The organism is Pseudomonas sp. THAF187a, assembly GCF_009363395.1.
Classification (GTDB): Bacteria; Pseudomonadota; Gammaproteobacteria; order Pseudomonadales; family Pseudomonadaceae; genus Aquipseudomonas; species Aquipseudomonas khazarica.
On sequence record NZ_CP045349.1, the window covers coordinates 637,459 to 653,564 of the forward strand.

The 16,106-nt window shown below is 65.2% G+C and carries 13 protein-coding genes; 10 read left to right on the top strand and 3 right to left on the bottom strand.

The features are described from left to right. From FIV02_RS02940 to FIV02_RS02955, 4 genes are read left to right on the top strand one after another with little or no spacing between them, the layout of a single operon-like run. Positions 1 to 1,263: a capsule biosynthesis protein gene (locus FIV02_RS02940; protein WP_152487747.1), complete on the top strand. Its 1,263-nt coding sequence runs from the start codon at positions 1 to 3 to the stop codon at positions 1,261 to 1,263. Positions 1,264 to 1,272: 9 nt separating this feature from the next. Continuing rightward, on the top strand, positions 1,273 to 2,022 hold the full coding sequence (locus tag FIV02_RS02945; protein ID WP_218952900.1) for a glycosyltransferase family 25 protein: 750 nt from the start codon (positions 1,273 to 1,275) through the stop codon (positions 2,020 to 2,022). Beyond that, positions 2,009 to 3,214 (top strand): O-antigen ligase, encoded by a 1,206-nt coding sequence (locus FIV02_RS02950; RefSeq protein ID WP_152487748.1) that lies wholly within the window; start codon positions 2,009 to 2,011, stop codon positions 3,212 to 3,214. The genes FIV02_RS02945 and FIV02_RS02950 overlap by 14 nt, the downstream gene beginning before the upstream one ends. A gap of 2 nt (positions 3,215 to 3,216) precedes the next feature. Next, positions 3,217 to 4,053, top strand: a complete 837-nt coding sequence (locus tag FIV02_RS02955) for a lipopolysaccharide core biosynthesis protein (RefSeq protein ID WP_152487749.1) — start codon at positions 3,217 to 3,219, stop codon at positions 4,051 to 4,053. On the opposite strand, the gene FIV02_RS02960 is transcribed toward FIV02_RS02955, so the two are convergent. Next, positions 4,023 to 4,637 (bottom strand): lipopolysaccharide kinase InaA family protein, encoded by a 615-nt coding sequence (locus FIV02_RS02960; RefSeq protein ID WP_152487750.1) that lies wholly within the window; start codon positions 4,635 to 4,637, stop codon positions 4,023 to 4,025. The two genes, FIV02_RS02955 and FIV02_RS02960, sit on opposite strands and share 31 nt — an antisense overlap. A gap of 35 nt (positions 4,638 to 4,672) precedes the next feature. On the opposite strand from FIV02_RS02960, the gene msbA reads away from it, so the two are divergent. From msbA to FIV02_RS02990, 6 genes are all read left to right on the top strand, one after another. Next, positions 4,673 to 6,502 (top strand): lipid A export permease/ATP-binding protein MsbA, encoded by a 1,830-nt coding sequence (msbA, locus tag FIV02_RS02965; RefSeq protein WP_152487751.1) that lies wholly within the window; start codon positions 4,673 to 4,675, stop codon positions 6,500 to 6,502. Next, positions 6,502 to 7,398: a GNAT family N-acetyltransferase gene (locus tag FIV02_RS02970; protein ID WP_150607858.1), complete on the top strand. Its 897-nt coding sequence runs from the start codon at positions 6,502 to 6,504 to the stop codon at positions 7,396 to 7,398. Before msbA ends, FIV02_RS02970 begins: the two co-directional genes overlap by 1 nt. Positions 7,399 to 7,402: 4 nt before the next feature. After that, positions 7,403 to 8,785 carry a PIG-L deacetylase family protein gene (locus FIV02_RS02975; RefSeq protein WP_152487752.1) on the top strand — a complete coding sequence of 461 codons (1,383 nt, stop codon included), beginning with the start codon at positions 7,403 to 7,405 and terminating at the stop codon, positions 8,783 to 8,785. 61 nt (positions 8,786 to 8,846) lie between these two features. Next, a complete protein-coding gene (hldE, locus tag FIV02_RS02980; protein ID WP_152487753.1) occupies positions 8,847 to 10,268 on the top strand; it encodes a bifunctional D-glycero-beta-D-manno-heptose-7-phosphate kinase/D-glycero-beta-D-manno-heptose 1-phosphate adenylyltransferase HldE in 1,422 nt (473 codons plus the stop codon). Between the two features lie 143 nt (positions 10,269 to 10,411). Then, positions 10,412 to 11,692 (top strand): acyl-CoA dehydrogenase family protein, encoded by a 1,281-nt coding sequence (locus FIV02_RS02985; protein ID WP_152487754.1) that lies wholly within the window; start codon positions 10,412 to 10,414, stop codon positions 11,690 to 11,692. Positions 11,693 to 11,705: 13 nt separating this feature from the next. Next, positions 11,706 to 12,917 carry an acyl-CoA dehydrogenase family protein gene (locus FIV02_RS02990; RefSeq protein WP_047591114.1) on the top strand — a complete coding sequence of 404 codons (1,212 nt, stop codon included), beginning with the start codon at positions 11,706 to 11,708 and terminating at the stop codon, positions 12,915 to 12,917. A gap of 44 nt (positions 12,918 to 12,961) precedes the next feature. Here FIV02_RS02990 and FIV02_RS02995 read toward each other — a convergent pair whose 3' ends face one another. Then, positions 12,962 to 13,681 carry a membrane integrity-associated transporter subunit PqiC gene (locus FIV02_RS02995; protein WP_037054883.1) on the bottom strand — a complete coding sequence of 240 codons (720 nt, stop codon included), beginning with the start codon at positions 13,679 to 13,681 and terminating at the stop codon, positions 12,962 to 12,964. A gap of 172 nt (positions 13,682 to 13,853) precedes the next feature. Further along, entirely contained in the window at positions 13,854 to 16,103 is a 2,250-nt protein-coding gene (parC, locus tag FIV02_RS03000; protein ID WP_037054881.1) for a DNA topoisomerase IV subunit A, read from the bottom strand. Positions 16,104 to 16,106: the final 3 nt, after the last annotated feature.

Genomic DNA, 16,106 nt, shown 5'->3' on the forward strand with positions numbered 1-16,106 from the left:
ATGACACTCAACCCCTGGGCCGTCAAAGCCCGTGCGCTGGACCGATATCGCTGGAGGCTGTTGCGCGAGCGCCACAGTCTGCTCGGCAGTGCCCTGAGGTTCGCGCGTGAGGCACTGGGTGACTGGTGGTTCGGCCTGCGTGCGAAGTACCGCCTGGCGGCGTCCGTCGACATCGAGTCCTGCGATTTCCTGCTGCTGCAGTCCGCTCCCAAGGTCATCGCCTTCCAGCGCAAGAAGCTGCTGATCGAGGGGGTACGGGGGCGTGGCTACCACTTGCTGGAAACGGCCTTGCGCCCGCCCAGGACGATCCTGCGGGAACGCCTGCTCAAGAGGCCGCGTCATGCCGTCCCGACCCGATACTTCGGCATGGCCGCGCATGCCGAATGGCTCGTGCAACATCATCAGCCGCGTGTCCTGCTCAATGACCGCAACGGCAGCCTGTACGCGCCCTTTCTGCGTCTCGCGCTCGCTGCCAGCGGTGGCTTGCTGGTGCACCTGGCCCATGCCACCACGGTAGAACGCTCACGCCGACTGGGCATGAACGACTACGATTATTACTTCTTGTTCGGCCAGAGTTCGCTGGAGGCTCTGCAGGCCCGCATGTTGCGCTTCGGCAGCTCGACTGCCGTGCTGGTGGGCTCGCACATGATCGACGATAGCTATGTGATGCCTGCGCCGGACCTGGCCACTCGCACCCTGCTGATCCTGGGCGTGGGCCCGGACAAGGAAAAGGAATCGGCCTATCAGCAGACCTACGCTCTGCTGGCCAGCTGGGCGCGCCGCCATCCCGAGTACCGGGTTCTGGTCAAGCCGCATCCGCGCAGCCAGGCACCCTTCTGGCTGGGCGTGGTGCAAGCGACTGCCAATGTCGAACTGCTCGGCGCCGACTGCAGCCTGGCTGCGGCGTTGAAGCGAGCTTCGGTAGTGGTGAACATCCTCTCCAATGCCGTGATCGAGGCCGCCTTGGCTGGACGCCCCGTGCTCTGCGTCGACCTGGGCGGGCAGCAGGACATCTTTCAGCAACAGCGCTTCTTCGGCCCGGTCATTCGCGCCGAGGATGAGCTCGAGCAGCGTCTGCTGGGCATCGAAGCTGACTTCGGTCAGGCGCTGGAGCAGTCGCGAGCCTTTGCCGAGTTCCACCTGGCGCACGGGGCGGGCGGACTCGCCAGTACGCTGGATGCGTTGCAGCGACTGCATGACGGCAATTCACTGTCAGCGGAGCTCCGGACTGTCACCCTTGAAGCACACCCTGCCAACCTCTAGGAGCGGATTTTGACCCAAGTAGCAGAGCGCTGGCCCTTCTTCGAACATGTCCAGGTGATAAACCTGGATTCGCGTACCGATCGCTGGGCCGCCATGCAGGCGCAATTTGAGCGGATGGGCGTGAACGGCAACATCCAGCGTTTCTCCGCAGTGCGGCCGCCGGCAGATATTGTCGAGCAGCCACAGTTGGCCGGCCTGCGTGACTTTCTCAAGCGTGTCGATGGCGACAGCGAACGTCTGGCCGCCAAGCTGCGTTCGACCTGGGGGTGTACCCAGAGTCATCTGGGCATCATTCGTCTTGCTCAGGCGTCCGGCTGGCCACATGTGCTGATCCTCGAGGATGACTGTGAGTTCGAGCCCTACAGCCTACCGGTGCTGCGGCGTGTGGCCAGGCAGATGCAGTCGCACGATTGGGACATGCTCTACCTGGGCGGAACCTACAAGAAAGGCGGGCGCCTGCGCCGTTTCTCCGCAAACCTGCTGGATGCAGGACGCATCCGGCTCGGACACGCATATCTGGTACACGAGCGTCTGTATCAGCGCATTCTCGATGAGGCAGAGGGCTCGGGCCTGCCGATCGACTGGTACTACTCCGAAACCCTGCATCCAGAGGTTCGCAGCTTTCTGGTCACTCCTGTGCTGGCCTATCAGCGCTTGCTGGATATGAGCGATATCGAGGCCGTGGAGCGTAAACCTGAGTTCAAAACACGCAAAGCGCTGCGTCGTCTGTGGAGTCGTATTCGTTATGCAGCATTTTGATCGGACAGGTTCGGTGATGCAGGTAGTCGTGCAGAAGCAGTGGTGGCTGAAGACCTGGCTGGGAGCCGGGCTGCTGTGGTGGCTGGTCGGCATGCTGCTGCTGCCGACCAGCAAGCTTTATCAGCAGGGCGTGATCCTGTTGTTCTGGGTGCCAGGCGTCCTGGCCCTGCTCAGCGACGCGCGCGTCATCCGTGCGTGGTTGCAGCCGATGAGCGCAGTATTGATGGTCTTTGGAGCCTGGTCGGCGCTCTCCTTCACCTGGGCGGGCGTGCCTGTCGCTCCAAAGGAACTGAAGATATTCCTCTATGTGCTGCTGGCGGCCAATGCACTGATGGCGTTGGCCTGCATCGCGCCAGCGCTGCTCTGGCGCCTGCTGGCGCTGTCGGCGCTGCTCGTGGGCATGCTGGCATGGGCAAGCCTGGTCATGTTCTATGGCGTTGAGGGGCGAGGCTTCTCTGAGCGGGCTGTCGGTACAGCCCTGGTCAATCACCCCATCCTCGGCGCCCAGCTATTTGGCGTCATGGGCATCCTGCTGCTCTATCTGCGGCGTCATCTACCGCACCCGTTGCAGGGGGGGCTATGGTTCGTGGCGCTTCTGGGCTACGCCGCCATTCTGGTGCTCAGCCAGTCCAAAGGGCCGTGGGTCGCTGCCTTGCTGGTACTGCTGATATCGCCGCTATGGTCCGGGCAGCGTTGGCAATGGCTGCTGAGCCTGGTCTGTATCGTCGCAGCGGCGTCGTTGCTCTGGGCGTTCCCCGAGCTTGTGCTGCAGCGCGGTTTCTCCTATCGACCCGAACTGATGGCCCAGGCGCTGCTCAAGATCGAGTCCAGTCCCTGGCTGGGGCTAGGCTTCGGCACGCCTTACCTGTTGCCGGTCGAGGCTCTGCACAGGTCCTACGAGCATGCCCACAATATCTATCTGCATATCGCCGTGGTATTGGGCTTGCCCGGTTTGTTCGCCTGGCTGCTGCTTCACGGGTTGGCGCTGATCAAGGCATGGCGGGCCCGGGATACAGAATTGGGGCGCATGCTCTGCACCTTGCTCTGCTTCGCCATGCTGGCGTTGTTCACCGATGGTGTGGGGCCTTGGGTGAAACCCCGTGAGGAGTGGTTCTGCCTGTGGTTGCCGCTGTTCCTGTGCATGGCATGGGTCGCTTTGCAGCGCCAGGATTCAGGCCGGCAAAGGGGCTAGATATGGACAACAGCCTTTTGCTCAAGCAGCGTCTGCTCGAAATCTGGGATGACGGGAAACCCTTCGAGGCGTGCCGTGGGAAGTACTCGGGCACGTTGATCGTGCTGGCCTCCGGACCGTCGGCCGCCGATTTCCCGCTCGAGCGTTATCGGCATGTGCCGATGGTGGCGGTGAACGGTTCCATCGTGCGGTTTGCCGAAGCGGGTGTTCGCCCGCTGTTCTACCTCTGTGATGATCGCGGATTCGTACGTTTGCGCCTCCCGCTGGTGCGTCAGGGTATCGAGTTGGCCGAGCATGCGGCGCTCGGTACCGGGGCGCTTGAAGTGCTTCTGGAGTCTGCTCCCGAAGCCATCGAGGGGCACTCGGTCTGCGTGATGCGGCGCACCAACCGGCCCCTGGATGGCGCGGTATTGTCCGATCGCCGATATGCATGGAGCGTGCGCAAGGACCCCGATCTGGAGTGCCGCTTTTCACTGCTGCGGCAGAAACCCAATCGCATCGGTTTCAGCCGCAACATGACCAAGGGGTATTTCGGCGGTCGTACCATTCCCTACGCGGCCATGCAGCTGGCCTACCACCTCGGCTTTCGCAACGTGGTGCTGGTCGGGCTGGACATGGGGGGGCAGGGGCGATTCTACGAACAGGGCGATGCGGCGCTGCCCAGCCGACTCGATGAGGACTATGTCGACTACATTCTGCCCAGCTTCGAACTGGTCGCTGAGCGCGTGGTTTGCCAGGACTACCGGATGTTCACACTGTCCAACGACAGTCGCCTGCCTGCGAGCCTGGTTCCTCGCTTGAGCCTGGATCAGCTGGACGATCTGCTCGCTTCGTCGTAGTGGCGCATGAGTTCATCCCAGGGGAAATTCTCGACTTTTCGCCGCTGCAGATAGCGCTGCAAATGAGTGAAATTGCGGCGCACCAGCATGCGTCCCAGCGGACGGCGCTTGAAGCGCAGATCGAGAAAATCGATCAGGCCGAAGTCACCCTCCTGCGTGCGCAGGATATTGCCCAGGTGCAGCGAGCGGAAGTAGATGCCCAGGCGGTGCAGCTTGAAGATGTATGCGGCCAGCTGTGGCAGCAGCAGATCGAACTCGCTGCGCTGACTGCGGAACAGCTGGTCCAGCGGCTGGCCCTGCAGGGGTTGGTAGAGGCAGGCGCTGATGATCTTGTCCTTGTCGATCCAGGCGCACTCGCAAATCCGTGGAGTCTGGATGCCCAATGCTTGCAGGCGGCTGGCGCGTTCGGCGAAGCGCAGAGCGTCGGGACGCAAGCGGGCCAGCAGCGGAGTGCGCCGGCTGCGGAATATCTTCAGCAGTTCGCCATCCGGCAGGCGAATGACCTTGGGGCCATGGCTGTCTTTTTCCAGCACATCCCCCTGGCTCAGCCAGTCTTGTAATTCGTTCGCTGTTACAATCCGCATTTCATCTCTCTAGCCAGTCGTACGGGGCTTATCGAATGGTCAATTCTACCCAGCAATCCAGTACGAAGGTCTATCTGCGATTGCTGCGCTACGTGGTTCCTTACTGGGGCCTGTTCACCATCAGTATTCTTGGCTTTCTGGTTTTCGCCTCCACCCAGCCGATGCTGGGCTATATCCTCAAGTATTTCGTCGATGGTCTGTCCAACCCCGAGGCCAGCCTGTTCGACGGGGTGCCCTGGATGCTCGAGCATGCGCCCTGGCTGGCGCATCTCAAGCTGCTGCAGGCGGTGCCCCTGCTGATCGTCCTGATCGCGCTGTGGCAAGGGATCGGCTCCTTCCTGGGCAACTACTATCTGGCCAAGGTTTCCATGGGCTTGGTGCAGGACCTGCGTATCGCGCTGTTCAACAACCTGCTGACCCTGCCCAATCGCTATTTCGATAACCACAACTCCGGGCACCTGATCTCGCGGATCACCTATAACGTGACCATGGTCACCGGTGCGGCCACCGATGCGATCAAGGTCGTGGTGCGTGAGGGGATGACGGTCATTTTCCTGTTTGCCACGTTGCTGTGGATGAACTGGAAGCTGACCCTAGTCATGGTGGCGATCCTGCCGATCATCGGCCTGATGGTGACCAGTACCAGCAAGAAGTTTCGCAAGCAGAGCAAGAAGATTCAGACCAGCATGGGCGACGTCACGCATGTGACGTCCGAGAGCATCCAGGGTTATCGCGTGGTGCGCAGCTTCGGTGGCGAAGACTACGAGAAACAGCGCTTCTTCGATGCCAGCGAGGAGAACCGGAGCAAGCAGTTGAAGATGGTCCGCACAGGCGCCGTCTATACGCCATCGCTGCAACTGGTGATCTACAGCGCCATGGCCGTATTGATGTTCCTCGTCCTGTGGTTGCGCGGCGATTCGTCGGCGGGCGACCTGGTGGCCTACATCACCCTGGCTGGTCTGCTGCCCAAGCCGATTCGGCAGTTGTCCGAGGTCAGCTCGACCATCCAGAAGGGCGTGGCTGGCGCCGAGAGCATCTTCGAGCAGCTCGACGAGGAACCCGAGGTCGATCATGGCACGCAAGCGCGTGAGCGTGTCAGCGGCCGGCTCGAGGTGCGTGACCTCAGCTTCAGTTATCCGGGCACCGAGAAACCGGTGCTGGAAAACATCTCCTTCGTCGCCGAGCCCGGGCAGATGGTGGCGCTGGTCGGCCGCTCCGGCAGTGGCAAGTCGACCCTGGCCAACCTGATTCCGCGTTTCTACCACCACGAGCAGGGGCAGATCCTGCTCGACGGCCTGGACGTCGAGGACTACACCCTGCGCAACCTGCGTCGGCACATCGCGCTGGTGACCCAGCACGTCACCCTGTTCAACGACACCGTGCGCAACAATATCGCCTATGGCGACCTGGCCGGTGCGCCACTGGAGTCCGTGCGTCAGGCGGCGGGCGATGCCTATGCCGCCGAGTTCATCGAGAAAATGCCCCAGGGTTACGACACCCTGGTCGGCGAGAACGGCGTGCTGCTCTCCGGTGGCCAGCGTCAGCGCCTGGCCATTGCCCGCGCGCTGCTCAAGGATGCGCCACTGCTGATCCTCGACGAGGCCACGTCGGCGCTCGATACCGAGTCCGAGCGGCATATCCAGGCCGCGCTGGATCAGGTGATGCAGGGGCGTACCACGCTGGTCATTGCGCACCGTCTGACCACCATCGAGAAGGCCGACCTGATCCTGGTGATGGATCAGGGGCAGATCGTCGAGCGTGGCAGTCACGCCGAACTGCTGGCGCAGAATGGCTATTACGCGCGTCTGCATGCCAAGCAGTTCGAAGAAGGCGATGCGGTCGTCACTGACGAGCACGACGCCTGATGTTGAGTCATCTGCAATTCTGGCGTGAACGGGGCTGGGCGCCGATTTCGGCAGCCGATTATGCCGACGCGTGGGCGCGTTTCGGCGGCAGCGTGGCGACGCATCCCGAGGTGGTGGCACGGCTGGCCGGACTGGCCGGTATTGCCGTGCGCTACCTGGGCTGGCAGGTCGATGGCCAGCTGCATGCGGCGATCGCCACCTGGGGGCGGCACCTGGCCCTGTCCAAGGATGTGCTGAAGCAACGCGGCAAGCGCGGCCTGTTCGATCTGGGCAATGCCGAAATCATCCTGCCGCTGGCGGCTGGCGCACAGGTCGCGCTACGCCACCGTGCGCGCTACCTGTCCGAACTGAACGCCGCCGGGCTTCTCGGTGTCAGCGAGCAGCCCGAGGGCCTGGCGCTGGCGCGTGAGCCGGAGCAGTACAGCAAGAAATTCCGCTACAACCAGCGTCGCGAACAGCGCCTGCTGGAAGAGGCGGGCGGCGTGATCAGGCCGATGCTGGAACTGACCGCGCAGGAGCAGGCACGCATCTACGCCGACCTGTTCCAGCGTCGCTGGGGTTTCGAGGCCACGGGCAAGGATCACCTGGCCGAGGTGTTCGGCCTGTTGCGCGAGTTCATGACCGGTTCGCTGATCTACCTGAATGACGAGCCGGTGGCGATCCAGGTGCTCTATCGCGTGGAGGCGCCGCAGTGGGTCAGCCTCGAGTACATCAACGGCGGGGTCGATCCGCAGCAGCGCGAGTTCAGCCCCGGCAGCGTGCTCAGCTTCGTCAACACGCAGCACGAGTGGGAACAGGCGCGGGCGCTGGGCAAGCCGCTGCGCTACTCCTTCGGCCGCGCCGATCGCGAGTACAAGGACCGCTGGTGCAACCGGGTGCCGGTCTATCAGGTGTGAGGCGATGAACGGACGCAAGCAACAACTGCTCAAACGCCACCGGCGCAACAAGCGCACGGCCCTGCTGCTGGCCCTGCTGGCGCTGGCGCTGCTGGGCGTCTTCGTCGCCTGGTGGCTGCCGCCACTGCTCATGGTGCTGGGCTGGATCGCGCATGAGGCCTGGTTCGCCGATCACCTGTTCTATTCGCCGCGTGATGACTACCAGTATGACTTCCCGGCCGATTGCGTCAGTGTGCCGGTGCGTATCGAGCAGGGTGCGTTGCAGGTCGAGGCCGATCTCGCGGGTTACGACACCCTGCTGCTCGAACTGCGCCTGCAGGCGACCTGGCTCGGGCGCTGGCTCGATCCCCACGTGCGGATCGGCGATGACCGCCAGGACTTCGAGCGTGGCGTGGCGGGGCGGCGTTACCTCAACCTGTCCGGGCAACAGGCGCATGGGCTGAGCATCGTCCCGCGCTTCTGTCGCATCGGCGCCGGGCTGCGCCTGCATGCCATGCGCAATCCCGACTTCGCCGCGCAGCGCATGCTGATCATCGCGCCGCATGCCGACGACGCCGAACTGGCGGCTTTCGGTCAGTACAGCCGCTCGTCCGAGACGGCCATCGTCACCCTGACTCAGGGCGAGATCGAGGCGCAGGGGTACCAGCGCCTGGGCCTGGACCAGGCCGCTGCGGCCCGCCTGAAGGGCCGCCTGCGCGCCTGGGACAGCCTGGCCGCGCCGCTCTGGGGGGGCGTGATGCAGGCGCGCTGCGTCCAGCTTGGCTACTACTGCCTGCAACTGCCCGCCATGGCCGAGCAGCCGCAGACGCCGTTCGCCTCGCGCGAGTCCGGCGAATGCGATGTGCGCAGCGTGCGCCGGCACAATCCGCTGTCTCTGCCCGCCGATGCCGACGGCCAGCCGACCTGGGACAACCTGATCGCCGATCTGGCTGCCGTGATCGAGCATTACCGCCCCGAGGTGCTGCTGACCCCGCACCCGGAGCTGGACCCGCATCACGATCACGTCGCCAGCACGCGCGCCGTGCTCGAGGCCTGCGCGCAGACTCGCTGGCAGCCGCAGACCCTGCTGCTGTACGCCAACCACCTGCATGACAACGACCGCTGGCCGATGGGCCCGGCGGGCACGGGCATCGCCCTGCCACCGGCGATCAGTGCGCTGCCGGCCGATCGCCTGTGGAGCCCGTCGCTCGATGCCGAGCGGCAGCTGGACAAGGCCATGGCGCTGGCCCTGCAGCATGACCTGCAGGGTGCGCTGCCGCTGAAGAAGCGCCTGCGCCGCCTGATCCAGCGGCTGCTGGCCGGGCGTCGCTGGCCCGCCACGGGCGAGGACGAGTTCTTCCGCAAGGCGGTGCGCCGGCACGAGCTGTTCTGGGTACGCCAGCGCTGAGTCGTGCCCCGAGTTGGTCATGCTATGATTTTTCCCGTTTTTCTCCCCTTCTGGAGCCGCAATGAAACTGACCATGCCCCGCTATGACCAAGCCGCCGTTCTGGTGGTGGGCGACGTGATGCTCGATCGCTACTGGCATGGCGGTACCTCACGGATCTCTCCGGAGGCGCCGGTGCCGGTGGTGCGGGTCGACCAGATCGAGGATCGTCCCGGTGGCGCTGCCAACGTCGCCCTGAATATCGCGGCGCTCGGCTCGCGTGCCCTGCTGGTCGGCGTGACCGGTGTGGACGAAGCCGCCGACAGCCTCAGCGACAGCCTGCGTGGGGTGGGCGTGGAAACCCACTTCCAGCGTCTCGACGAGCAGCCGACCATCGTCAAGTTGAGGGTGATGAGCCGCCACCAGCAACTGCTGCGCATGGACTTCGAGGAGCCTTTCGATACCGACAGCGCGGCTCTGGCGCGTGAGGTCGAGCAGTTGCTCGCCGGGGTCAAGGTGCTGGTGCTCTCCGATTACGGCAAGGGCGCACTGCAGAATCATCAGGCACTGATCCAGCTGGCGCGTGCTCGCGGCATCGCGGTGCTGGCCGACCCCAAGGGCAAGGATTTCTCCATCTATCGCGGCGCCAGCCTGATCACCCCCAACCTGCACGAGTTCGAGACCATCGTCGGCGGTTGCGTCGACGAGGCCGAGCTGGTCAGCAAGGGCGCCAGGCTGATGCGCGAGCTGGAACTGGGCGCCCTGCTGGTGACCCGTGGCGAGCATGGCATGACCCTGCTGCGCCCGGAGCATGCGCCGCTGCACCTGCCGGCGCGTGCCCGCGAAGTGTTCGACGTGACCGGCGCGGGTGACACCGTGATCTCCACCCTGGCGGCGTCCATCGCCGCCGGCGAGGAGCTGCCGAATGCCGTGGCCCTGGCCAATCTCGCAGCGGGCATCGTCGTCGGCAAGCTGGGTACGGCGGCGATCAGCGCTCCGGAATTGCGCCGCGCGGTCCAGCGCGAGGAGGGTTCCGAGCGCGGCGTGCTGAGCCTGGACCAGCTGCTCATCGCCATCGAGGACGCGCGTGCCCATGGCGAGAGGATCGTCTTCACCAACGGCTGCTTCGACATCCTCCATGCCGGCCACGTGACCTACCTGGAGCAGGCGCGCGCGCAGGGCGACCGGCTGATCGTGGCGATCAATGACGACGCCTCGGTCAGTCGCCTGAAAGGCCCGGGCCGGCCGATCAACGCCGTCGACCGTCGCATGGCGGTGCTCGCCGGCCTCGGTGCGGTGGACTGGGTGGTGAGCTTCAGCGAGGACACCCCGGAGCGCCTGCTCAAGCAGGTGCAGCCGGACGTGCTGGTCAAGGGCGGCGACTATGGCGTCGACCAGGTGGTGGGCGCCGACATCGTCCAGGCCTATGGCGGCGAGGTCCGTGTCCTCGGCCTGGTGGAGAACAGCTCCACCACGGCCATCGTCGAGAAAATCCGCAACAAGTGATGCCGGCAGTGGGCCTGGCGCCAGCCATGCCCACGCTGCTGCGGGCTTGACCCGACTGCCGTATGCTCGCGGCTTGAGGGTCATAGTCGCTCGCCAGCGGCCGGCGCATCATCGGTGGCATCACCCGCGTGGAGCGAGATGCCATGAAAGTCGATGTACAGGGCCAGGCCCTGAGCGTGCTGAGCAAGGTGGCGCAGGCCGACTGGCCGGACCGCCTGAACTTGCGCAAACCCTTCGAGAAGTTCATCTACAGCGGCAGTCGCGCCAGCTTTCGCCTGGTCGCCCAGCGCGCGTCCGGCAAGCCGCGTATCGAACGCCCGCAGGGCGACGACCTGTTCGACCTGACTCTCTCCGATGATCAGCAGATGCTGGTGGACATGCTCCAGGGCTTCGCGCTGGACGTGTTGCGCCCGGCGGCGCACGAGGCCGATGGCGAGGGGCGGGTGCCGGCAGCGCTGCTGAACCAGGCCCGCGAGCTGGGGCTGGTGCACTACGGGGTCAGTGAAGCGCAGGGCGGCCTGGCCGGCGAACGCACCGTGCTGAGCAATGCGCTGATCGCCGAGAGCCTGGCCCGGGGCGACTTCTCGCTGGCGGCCACGCTGCTGGGGCCGTTGTCAGCGGCCAACTGCATTCGCCGTTGGGGCTCCTCGCAGCAGCAGGCCGAGTGGCTGCCCGCCTTCGTCAGCGACGAGGGGGCTCCGCTGCATGCCCTGGCGGTGAGCGAAGCGGCCGTCCTGGCGGACCCGCAAGCGCCTGCGACCCGCGCCCGGCGACGTGGCAAGCATTACCTGCTCGATGGCGAGAAGGTGCTGGTGCTTGGCGGCATGTCCGCCAGTCGCCTGCTGGTGACGGCGCAGGCCAGCGACGGAGCGGCGTTGTTCCTCGTCGACGCGGCCAGCAAGGGCGTCACGCGGCAGGCCGATCCGGTCATGGGGCTCAAGGCCTGCGGACTGGCGCGTATCCAGTTCAAGTCGGTCAAGGTGCCTGCCGGGCAGCGCCTGGCGGCGGCCGATTTCGATTTTCGCGCCTTTCTCGATTACTCGGCGCTGGCCTTCTGTGCCCTGGCGGTGGGCACCGCGCAGGCCGCGCTGGACTACGTGGTGCCTTACTGCAACGAGCGGCAGGCCTTCGGTGAGCCGATCAGTCATCGCCAGGGTGTGGCCTTCATGATCGCCGAGATGGCCATCGAACTCGAATCCATGCGCCTGATGCTGTGGCGCGCCTGTGCGCTGGCCGAGAGCGGCAGGCCGTTTCACCGCGAAGCCTATCTGGCTCACCTGCTCTGTACCGAGAAGGCGATGAAGATCGGTTGCGATGCGGTGCAGTTGCTCGGCGGTCACGGTTTCACCCAGGAGCACCCGGTCGAGCGCTGGTACCGCGACCTGCGCAGCCTGGCGGTGCTCGCCGGTGGTCTTCATCTCTGACAGGTAGCTCATCATGAATCTGGAAACCCCGAAGAAGTTCGCCGGCCTGCAGCGCCAGGCCCATCAGGTCGCGGCCCGCTATCTGCGGCCGATCTCGCGCAAGTACGACAAGGCCGAGCATGCCTATCCGAAGGAGCTGGACATGCTGGCTGCGCTGCTCGACGGCATGAACGAGGGCTCGCCCGATGCCGTCGGTGCCGGCTCGGCGAGCAAGCGTGGCGCGGCGCGCGAGCAGCAGGAGGGCGTCAAGAATGGCGGCAACATGGCCGCGCTGCTGGGCGTGATGGAGTTGTGCTGGGGCGATGTCGGCCTGCTCCTGGCCATGCCGCGTCAGGGGCTGGGCAACGCCGCCATCGCCGCAGTCGCCAATGACGAGCAGTTGGCCCGCCTGGGCAGGACCTGGGCCGCGATGGCCATCACCGAGCCGGGCTGTGGCTCGGACTCTGCAGCGATTCGCGCCACCGCCGTGAAGGACGGTGATCATTATGTGATCAATGGCGAGAAGATATTCGTCACCTCCGGCGAGCGTGCCGATGCCGTGGTGGTCTGGGCCAGTCTCGATCGCAGTCTGGGGCGGGCGGCGATCAAGTCGTTTGTGGTGGAGAAGGGCACGCCCGGTATGACGGTGACGCGCCTGGAGAAGAAGCTTGGCATCAAGGCCTCGGACACGGCATCGATCAGTTTCACTGACTGCCGCGTGCCGGCGGCCAACCTGCTGGGCAACGCGGAGGTCGATGTGCAGAAGGGCTTCGCCGGGGTCATGGAAACCTTCGACAATACCCGGCCGCTGGTCGCGGGGATGGCGGTTGGTGTGGCCAAGGCCGCGCTCGACCGCACCCGTGAGCTGCTGCGCGAGGCCGGTTGTCGCCTGGACCATGGCCGGCCGCTGCTCAGCGTCAGCCATGCCGAAGCGACGCTCTACCGCCTGGAAGCCGAATGGGAGGCTGCGCGTCTGCTGACGCTCAAGGCGGCCTGGATGGCCGACAACAAGCTGCCCAACTCCAGGGAAGCGTCGATGGCCAAGGCCAAGGCTGGGCGCGTTGCCAGCGAGGTGACGCTCAAGTGCGTCGAGCTGGCGGGCGCCAGCGGTTATGCCGAGGATGAGCTGCTGGAGAAGTGGGCGCGGGATTCGAAGATTCTCGATATCTTCGAGGGCACCCAGCAGATCCAGTTGCTGATCGTTGCCAGGCGCCTGCTGGGCAAGAGTTCCAGCGAGCTGAAATAGCGCGGGCACACCATGAAAAAAGCCCGCATCTGCGGGCTTTTTGCTTAGAAGCGGAAGACTTCCGTATCGATCTTGATCGGCTCGGCCACCGGGATCTTCGGCCCGGCGGGCTCTTCCGGCTTGGCCTTGGCAACGGGCGGCTTGCGGCGCGGCGGCTCCGGCGTCGGGTCCTCGGCGATGGCGATCGGCTGGATGGCGACGGCCAGCTCGCTGGCCAGGCGCTGCACCAGCGTGCTCTGCGCCTTTACCTGTTCGGCCAGCGTGCCGCTGTGAGCTTCTTCCAGGCGGATCAGGCGGCTGTCGCGCAGTTGCCCGCGACGGTCGAGCAGGCGCCACTGGGCCTCCAGCACGGCCGGTTGAGTGGGGCCGGAGTCGAGGCGGGTAATGGTCAGCATGACCTGGGCATCGGCACTGAAGCCCGGTGCGGCAGGGGCCAGAACCAGGCGCTGGCTATCCAGGCGCCAGGCCAGCTGACGCAGCATCTGCTGGTCGATGTCGTTGGCCAGGCCGCTGGCCCAGCGAGCGTTCTGCGCCGCCACCAGGCTGCCGTCAGCCTGGCGTTGCAGCAGGTTCTGCTGGCGCAGGTAGTCGGCCACGCTGATCGGGCCGACCAGGACCGTGACACCGTTGTCCTTGGTCGGCGTCTCGGCGCTGCCACTGTCCAGTTGATAGAGCGGTACGGGCTTCTGCTGCAGCAGGCTGCAACCACTGAGCGTGAGCAGCGTCATCAGAAGCACGGCCAGGGGGCGTACTACAGTCATCATTCGTTCCCGGCAGCCGCTTCTGGGGCAGCTGCACATCGATCCCATATCATGCAGGTGAGGTCATTCGCGCATGACCCAGGGCGCGTATCATCCGTCAAACCGCGCTACGACTCCAGCCTTGGCCGCTTGCCGGTAGCGCGGACATCGCGAATGGATGGCATGTCTGCCGACGCTATTCCACCAGAAGTTGGTCGACGCGCTGGAAGCCGCGAGGCAGCTTGTTGCCACGGCGGCCGCGCTCACCCTTGTAGTGTTCCAGATCGTCGGCTTTGAGTGTCAGGGTACGCTTCCCGGCCTGTAAAACCAAACTGGCGCCATTGGGCAGGACGGCCAGATCGGTCAGGTACTCCTCGCGTGAGGCTACGCGCTCGCCGGGGATGCCGATGATCTTGTTGCCCTTGCCTTTGCCCAGTTGCGGCAGGTCGGTAACCTTGAACAGCAGCAGGCGACCTTCGGTCGTCACTGCGGCCAGCCAGTCGTCCTCCAGGCTCGTCACCGGTTTGGGCGGTACCACCCTGGCGCCGTTGGGCAGGGTCAGCAGGGCCTTGCCGGCCTTGTTCTTGGCCTGCAGGTCCTCGCCCTTGACCACGAAGCCGTAGCCGGCATCGGAGGCAATCACGTACAGGGCGCTGTCTTCCGGCAGCATCACGCATTCGAAACTGGCGCCCGGTGGCGGGGTCAGGCGGCCGGTCAGCGGTTCGCCCTGGCCACGTGCCGAGGGCAGCGAATGGGCGGTCAGCGAGTAGCTGCGCCCGGTGGAGTCGATGAACACCGCGTACTGGTTGGAGCGCCCCGGTGCGGCGGCCTTGAAGCCGTCGCCGGCCTTGTAGGAGAGGCCGGTGGCATCGATGTCGTGCCCCTTGGCGCAACGCACCCAGCCTTTTTCCGAGAGCACCACGGTGACCGGTTCGGTCGGCATCAGCTCGGTTTCCGACAGGGCCTTGGCCTCGGCGCGCGCGACGATCGGCGAACGGCGGTCGTCGCCGTACTTCTCGGCGTCCTCGATGATTTCCTTGCGCACCAGCTTCTTCAGCTTGGCTTCGCTGCCGAGCAGGGCCAGCAGCTTCTCGCGCTCCTTGGCCAGTTCGTCCTGCTCGCCGCGGATCTTCATTTCTTCCAGGCGGGCCAGTTGGCGCAGGCGGGTGTCGAGGATGTAGTCGGCCTGCACGTCGGTGAGGCCGAAAGTCTCCATCAGCACCGGCTTGGGATGGTCCTCGGTGCGGATGATGCGGATCACTTCGTCGAGGTTGAGGAAGGCGATCAGCAAGCCTTCCAACAGATGCAGGCGCTTCTCCACCTTGTCCAGGCGGAACTGCAGGCGGCGACGCACGGTGCCGACCCGGTATTCCAGCCATTCGCGCAGCAGGGTGCGCAGGTCCTTGACCTGCGGCTTGCCGTCGAGGCCGATGACGTTGGTGTTGACCCGGTAGCTGGACTCCAGGTCGGTGGTGGCGAACAGGTGGGTCATCAGCTCGTCGACATCGACGCGGTTGGAGCGCGGGATGATAACGATGCGGGTCGGGTTCTCGTGGTCCGACTCGTCGCGCAGGTCGGCGACCATCGGCAGCTTCTTGGCCTGCATCTGCGCGGCGATCTGCTCCAGTACCTTGGAGCCGGAGACCTGGTGCGGCAGGGCGGTGACGACGATGTCGCCGTCCTCGACGCGATACACGGCGCGCATGCGCACCGAGCCGCGACCGTTCTCGTAGATCTTCAGCAGGTCGGCCTTGGGCGTGATGACTTCCGCTTCGGTGGGGAAGTCCGGGCCCTGGATGTGCTCGCAGAGCTGCTCGACGGTCGCGCCCGGCTCGTCCAGCAGGCGTACGCAGGCGGCGGCGACTTCCCGCAGGTTGTGCGGCGGCACGTCGGTGGCCATGCCCACGGCGATACCGGTGGTGCCGTTGAGCAGCAGGTTGGGCAGGCGTGCCGGCAGTGTCGCCGGCTCGTTGAGGGTGCCGTCGAAGTTCGGTACCCAGTCGACGGTGCCCTGGCCAAGTTCGGCCAGCAGCACTTCCGAGTAGCGCGACAGGCGCGCCTCGGTGTAGCGCATGGCGGCGAAGGACTTGGGATCGTCCGGCGCCCCCCAGTTGCCCTGGCCGTCGACCAGGGTGTAGCGGTAGCTGAACGGCTGCGCCATCAGCACCATGGCTTCGTAGCAGGCGCTGTCGCCGTGCGGGTGGAACTTGCCGAGCACGTCACCGACGGTCCGCGCGGATTTCTTGTGCTTGGCGTCGGCGTCCAGGCCCAGTTCGCTCATGGCATAGACGATACGTCGCTGTACGGGCTTGAGGCCGTCGCCGATGTGCGGCAGGGCGCGGTCCATGATCACGTACATGGAGTAGTTGAGATAGGCCTGCTCGGTGAAGTCGGCGAGTGACCGACGTTCCACGCCTTCCAGGCTCAAATCGAGGGATTCGCTCATGCG

Excerpts from the sequence above, each read along its gene's own strand:
- FIV02_RS02940 (WP_152487747.1), top strand. The coding sequence starts at position 1 with ATGACACTCAACCCCTGGGCCGTCAAAGCCCGTGCGCTGGACCGATAT.
- FIV02_RS02950 (WP_152487748.1), top strand. The coding sequence starts at position 2,009 with ATGCAGCATTTTGATCGGACAGGTTCGGTGATGCAGGTAGTCGTGCAG.
- FIV02_RS02955 (WP_152487749.1), top strand. The coding sequence starts at position 3,217 with ATGGACAACAGCCTTTTGCTCAAGCAGCGTCTGCTCGAAATCTGGGAT.
- FIV02_RS02960 (WP_152487750.1), bottom strand. The coding sequence starts at position 4,637 with ATGCGGATTGTAACAGCGAACGAATTACAAGACTGGCTGAGCCAGGGG.
- msbA (WP_152487751.1), top strand. The coding sequence starts at position 4,673 with ATGGTCAATTCTACCCAGCAATCCAGTACGAAGGTCTATCTGCGATTG.
- FIV02_RS02970 (WP_150607858.1), top strand. The coding sequence starts at position 6,502 with ATGTTGAGTCATCTGCAATTCTGGCGTGAACGGGGCTGGGCGCCGATT.
- FIV02_RS02975 (WP_152487752.1), top strand. The coding sequence starts at position 7,403 with ATGAACGGACGCAAGCAACAACTGCTCAAACGCCACCGGCGCAACAAG.
- hldE (WP_152487753.1), top strand. The coding sequence starts at position 8,847 with ATGAAACTGACCATGCCCCGCTATGACCAAGCCGCCGTTCTGGTGGTG.
- FIV02_RS02985 (WP_152487754.1), top strand. The coding sequence starts at position 10,412 with ATGAAAGTCGATGTACAGGGCCAGGCCCTGAGCGTGCTGAGCAAGGTG.
- FIV02_RS02990 (WP_047591114.1), top strand. The coding sequence starts at position 11,706 with ATGAATCTGGAAACCCCGAAGAAGTTCGCCGGCCTGCAGCGCCAGGCC.
- FIV02_RS02995 (WP_037054883.1), bottom strand. The coding sequence starts at position 13,681 with ATGATGACTGTAGTACGCCCCCTGGCCGTGCTTCTGATGACGCTGCTC.
- parC (WP_037054881.1), bottom strand. The coding sequence starts at position 16,103 with ATGAGCGAATCCCTCGATTTGAGCCTGGAAGGCGTGGAACGTCGGTCA.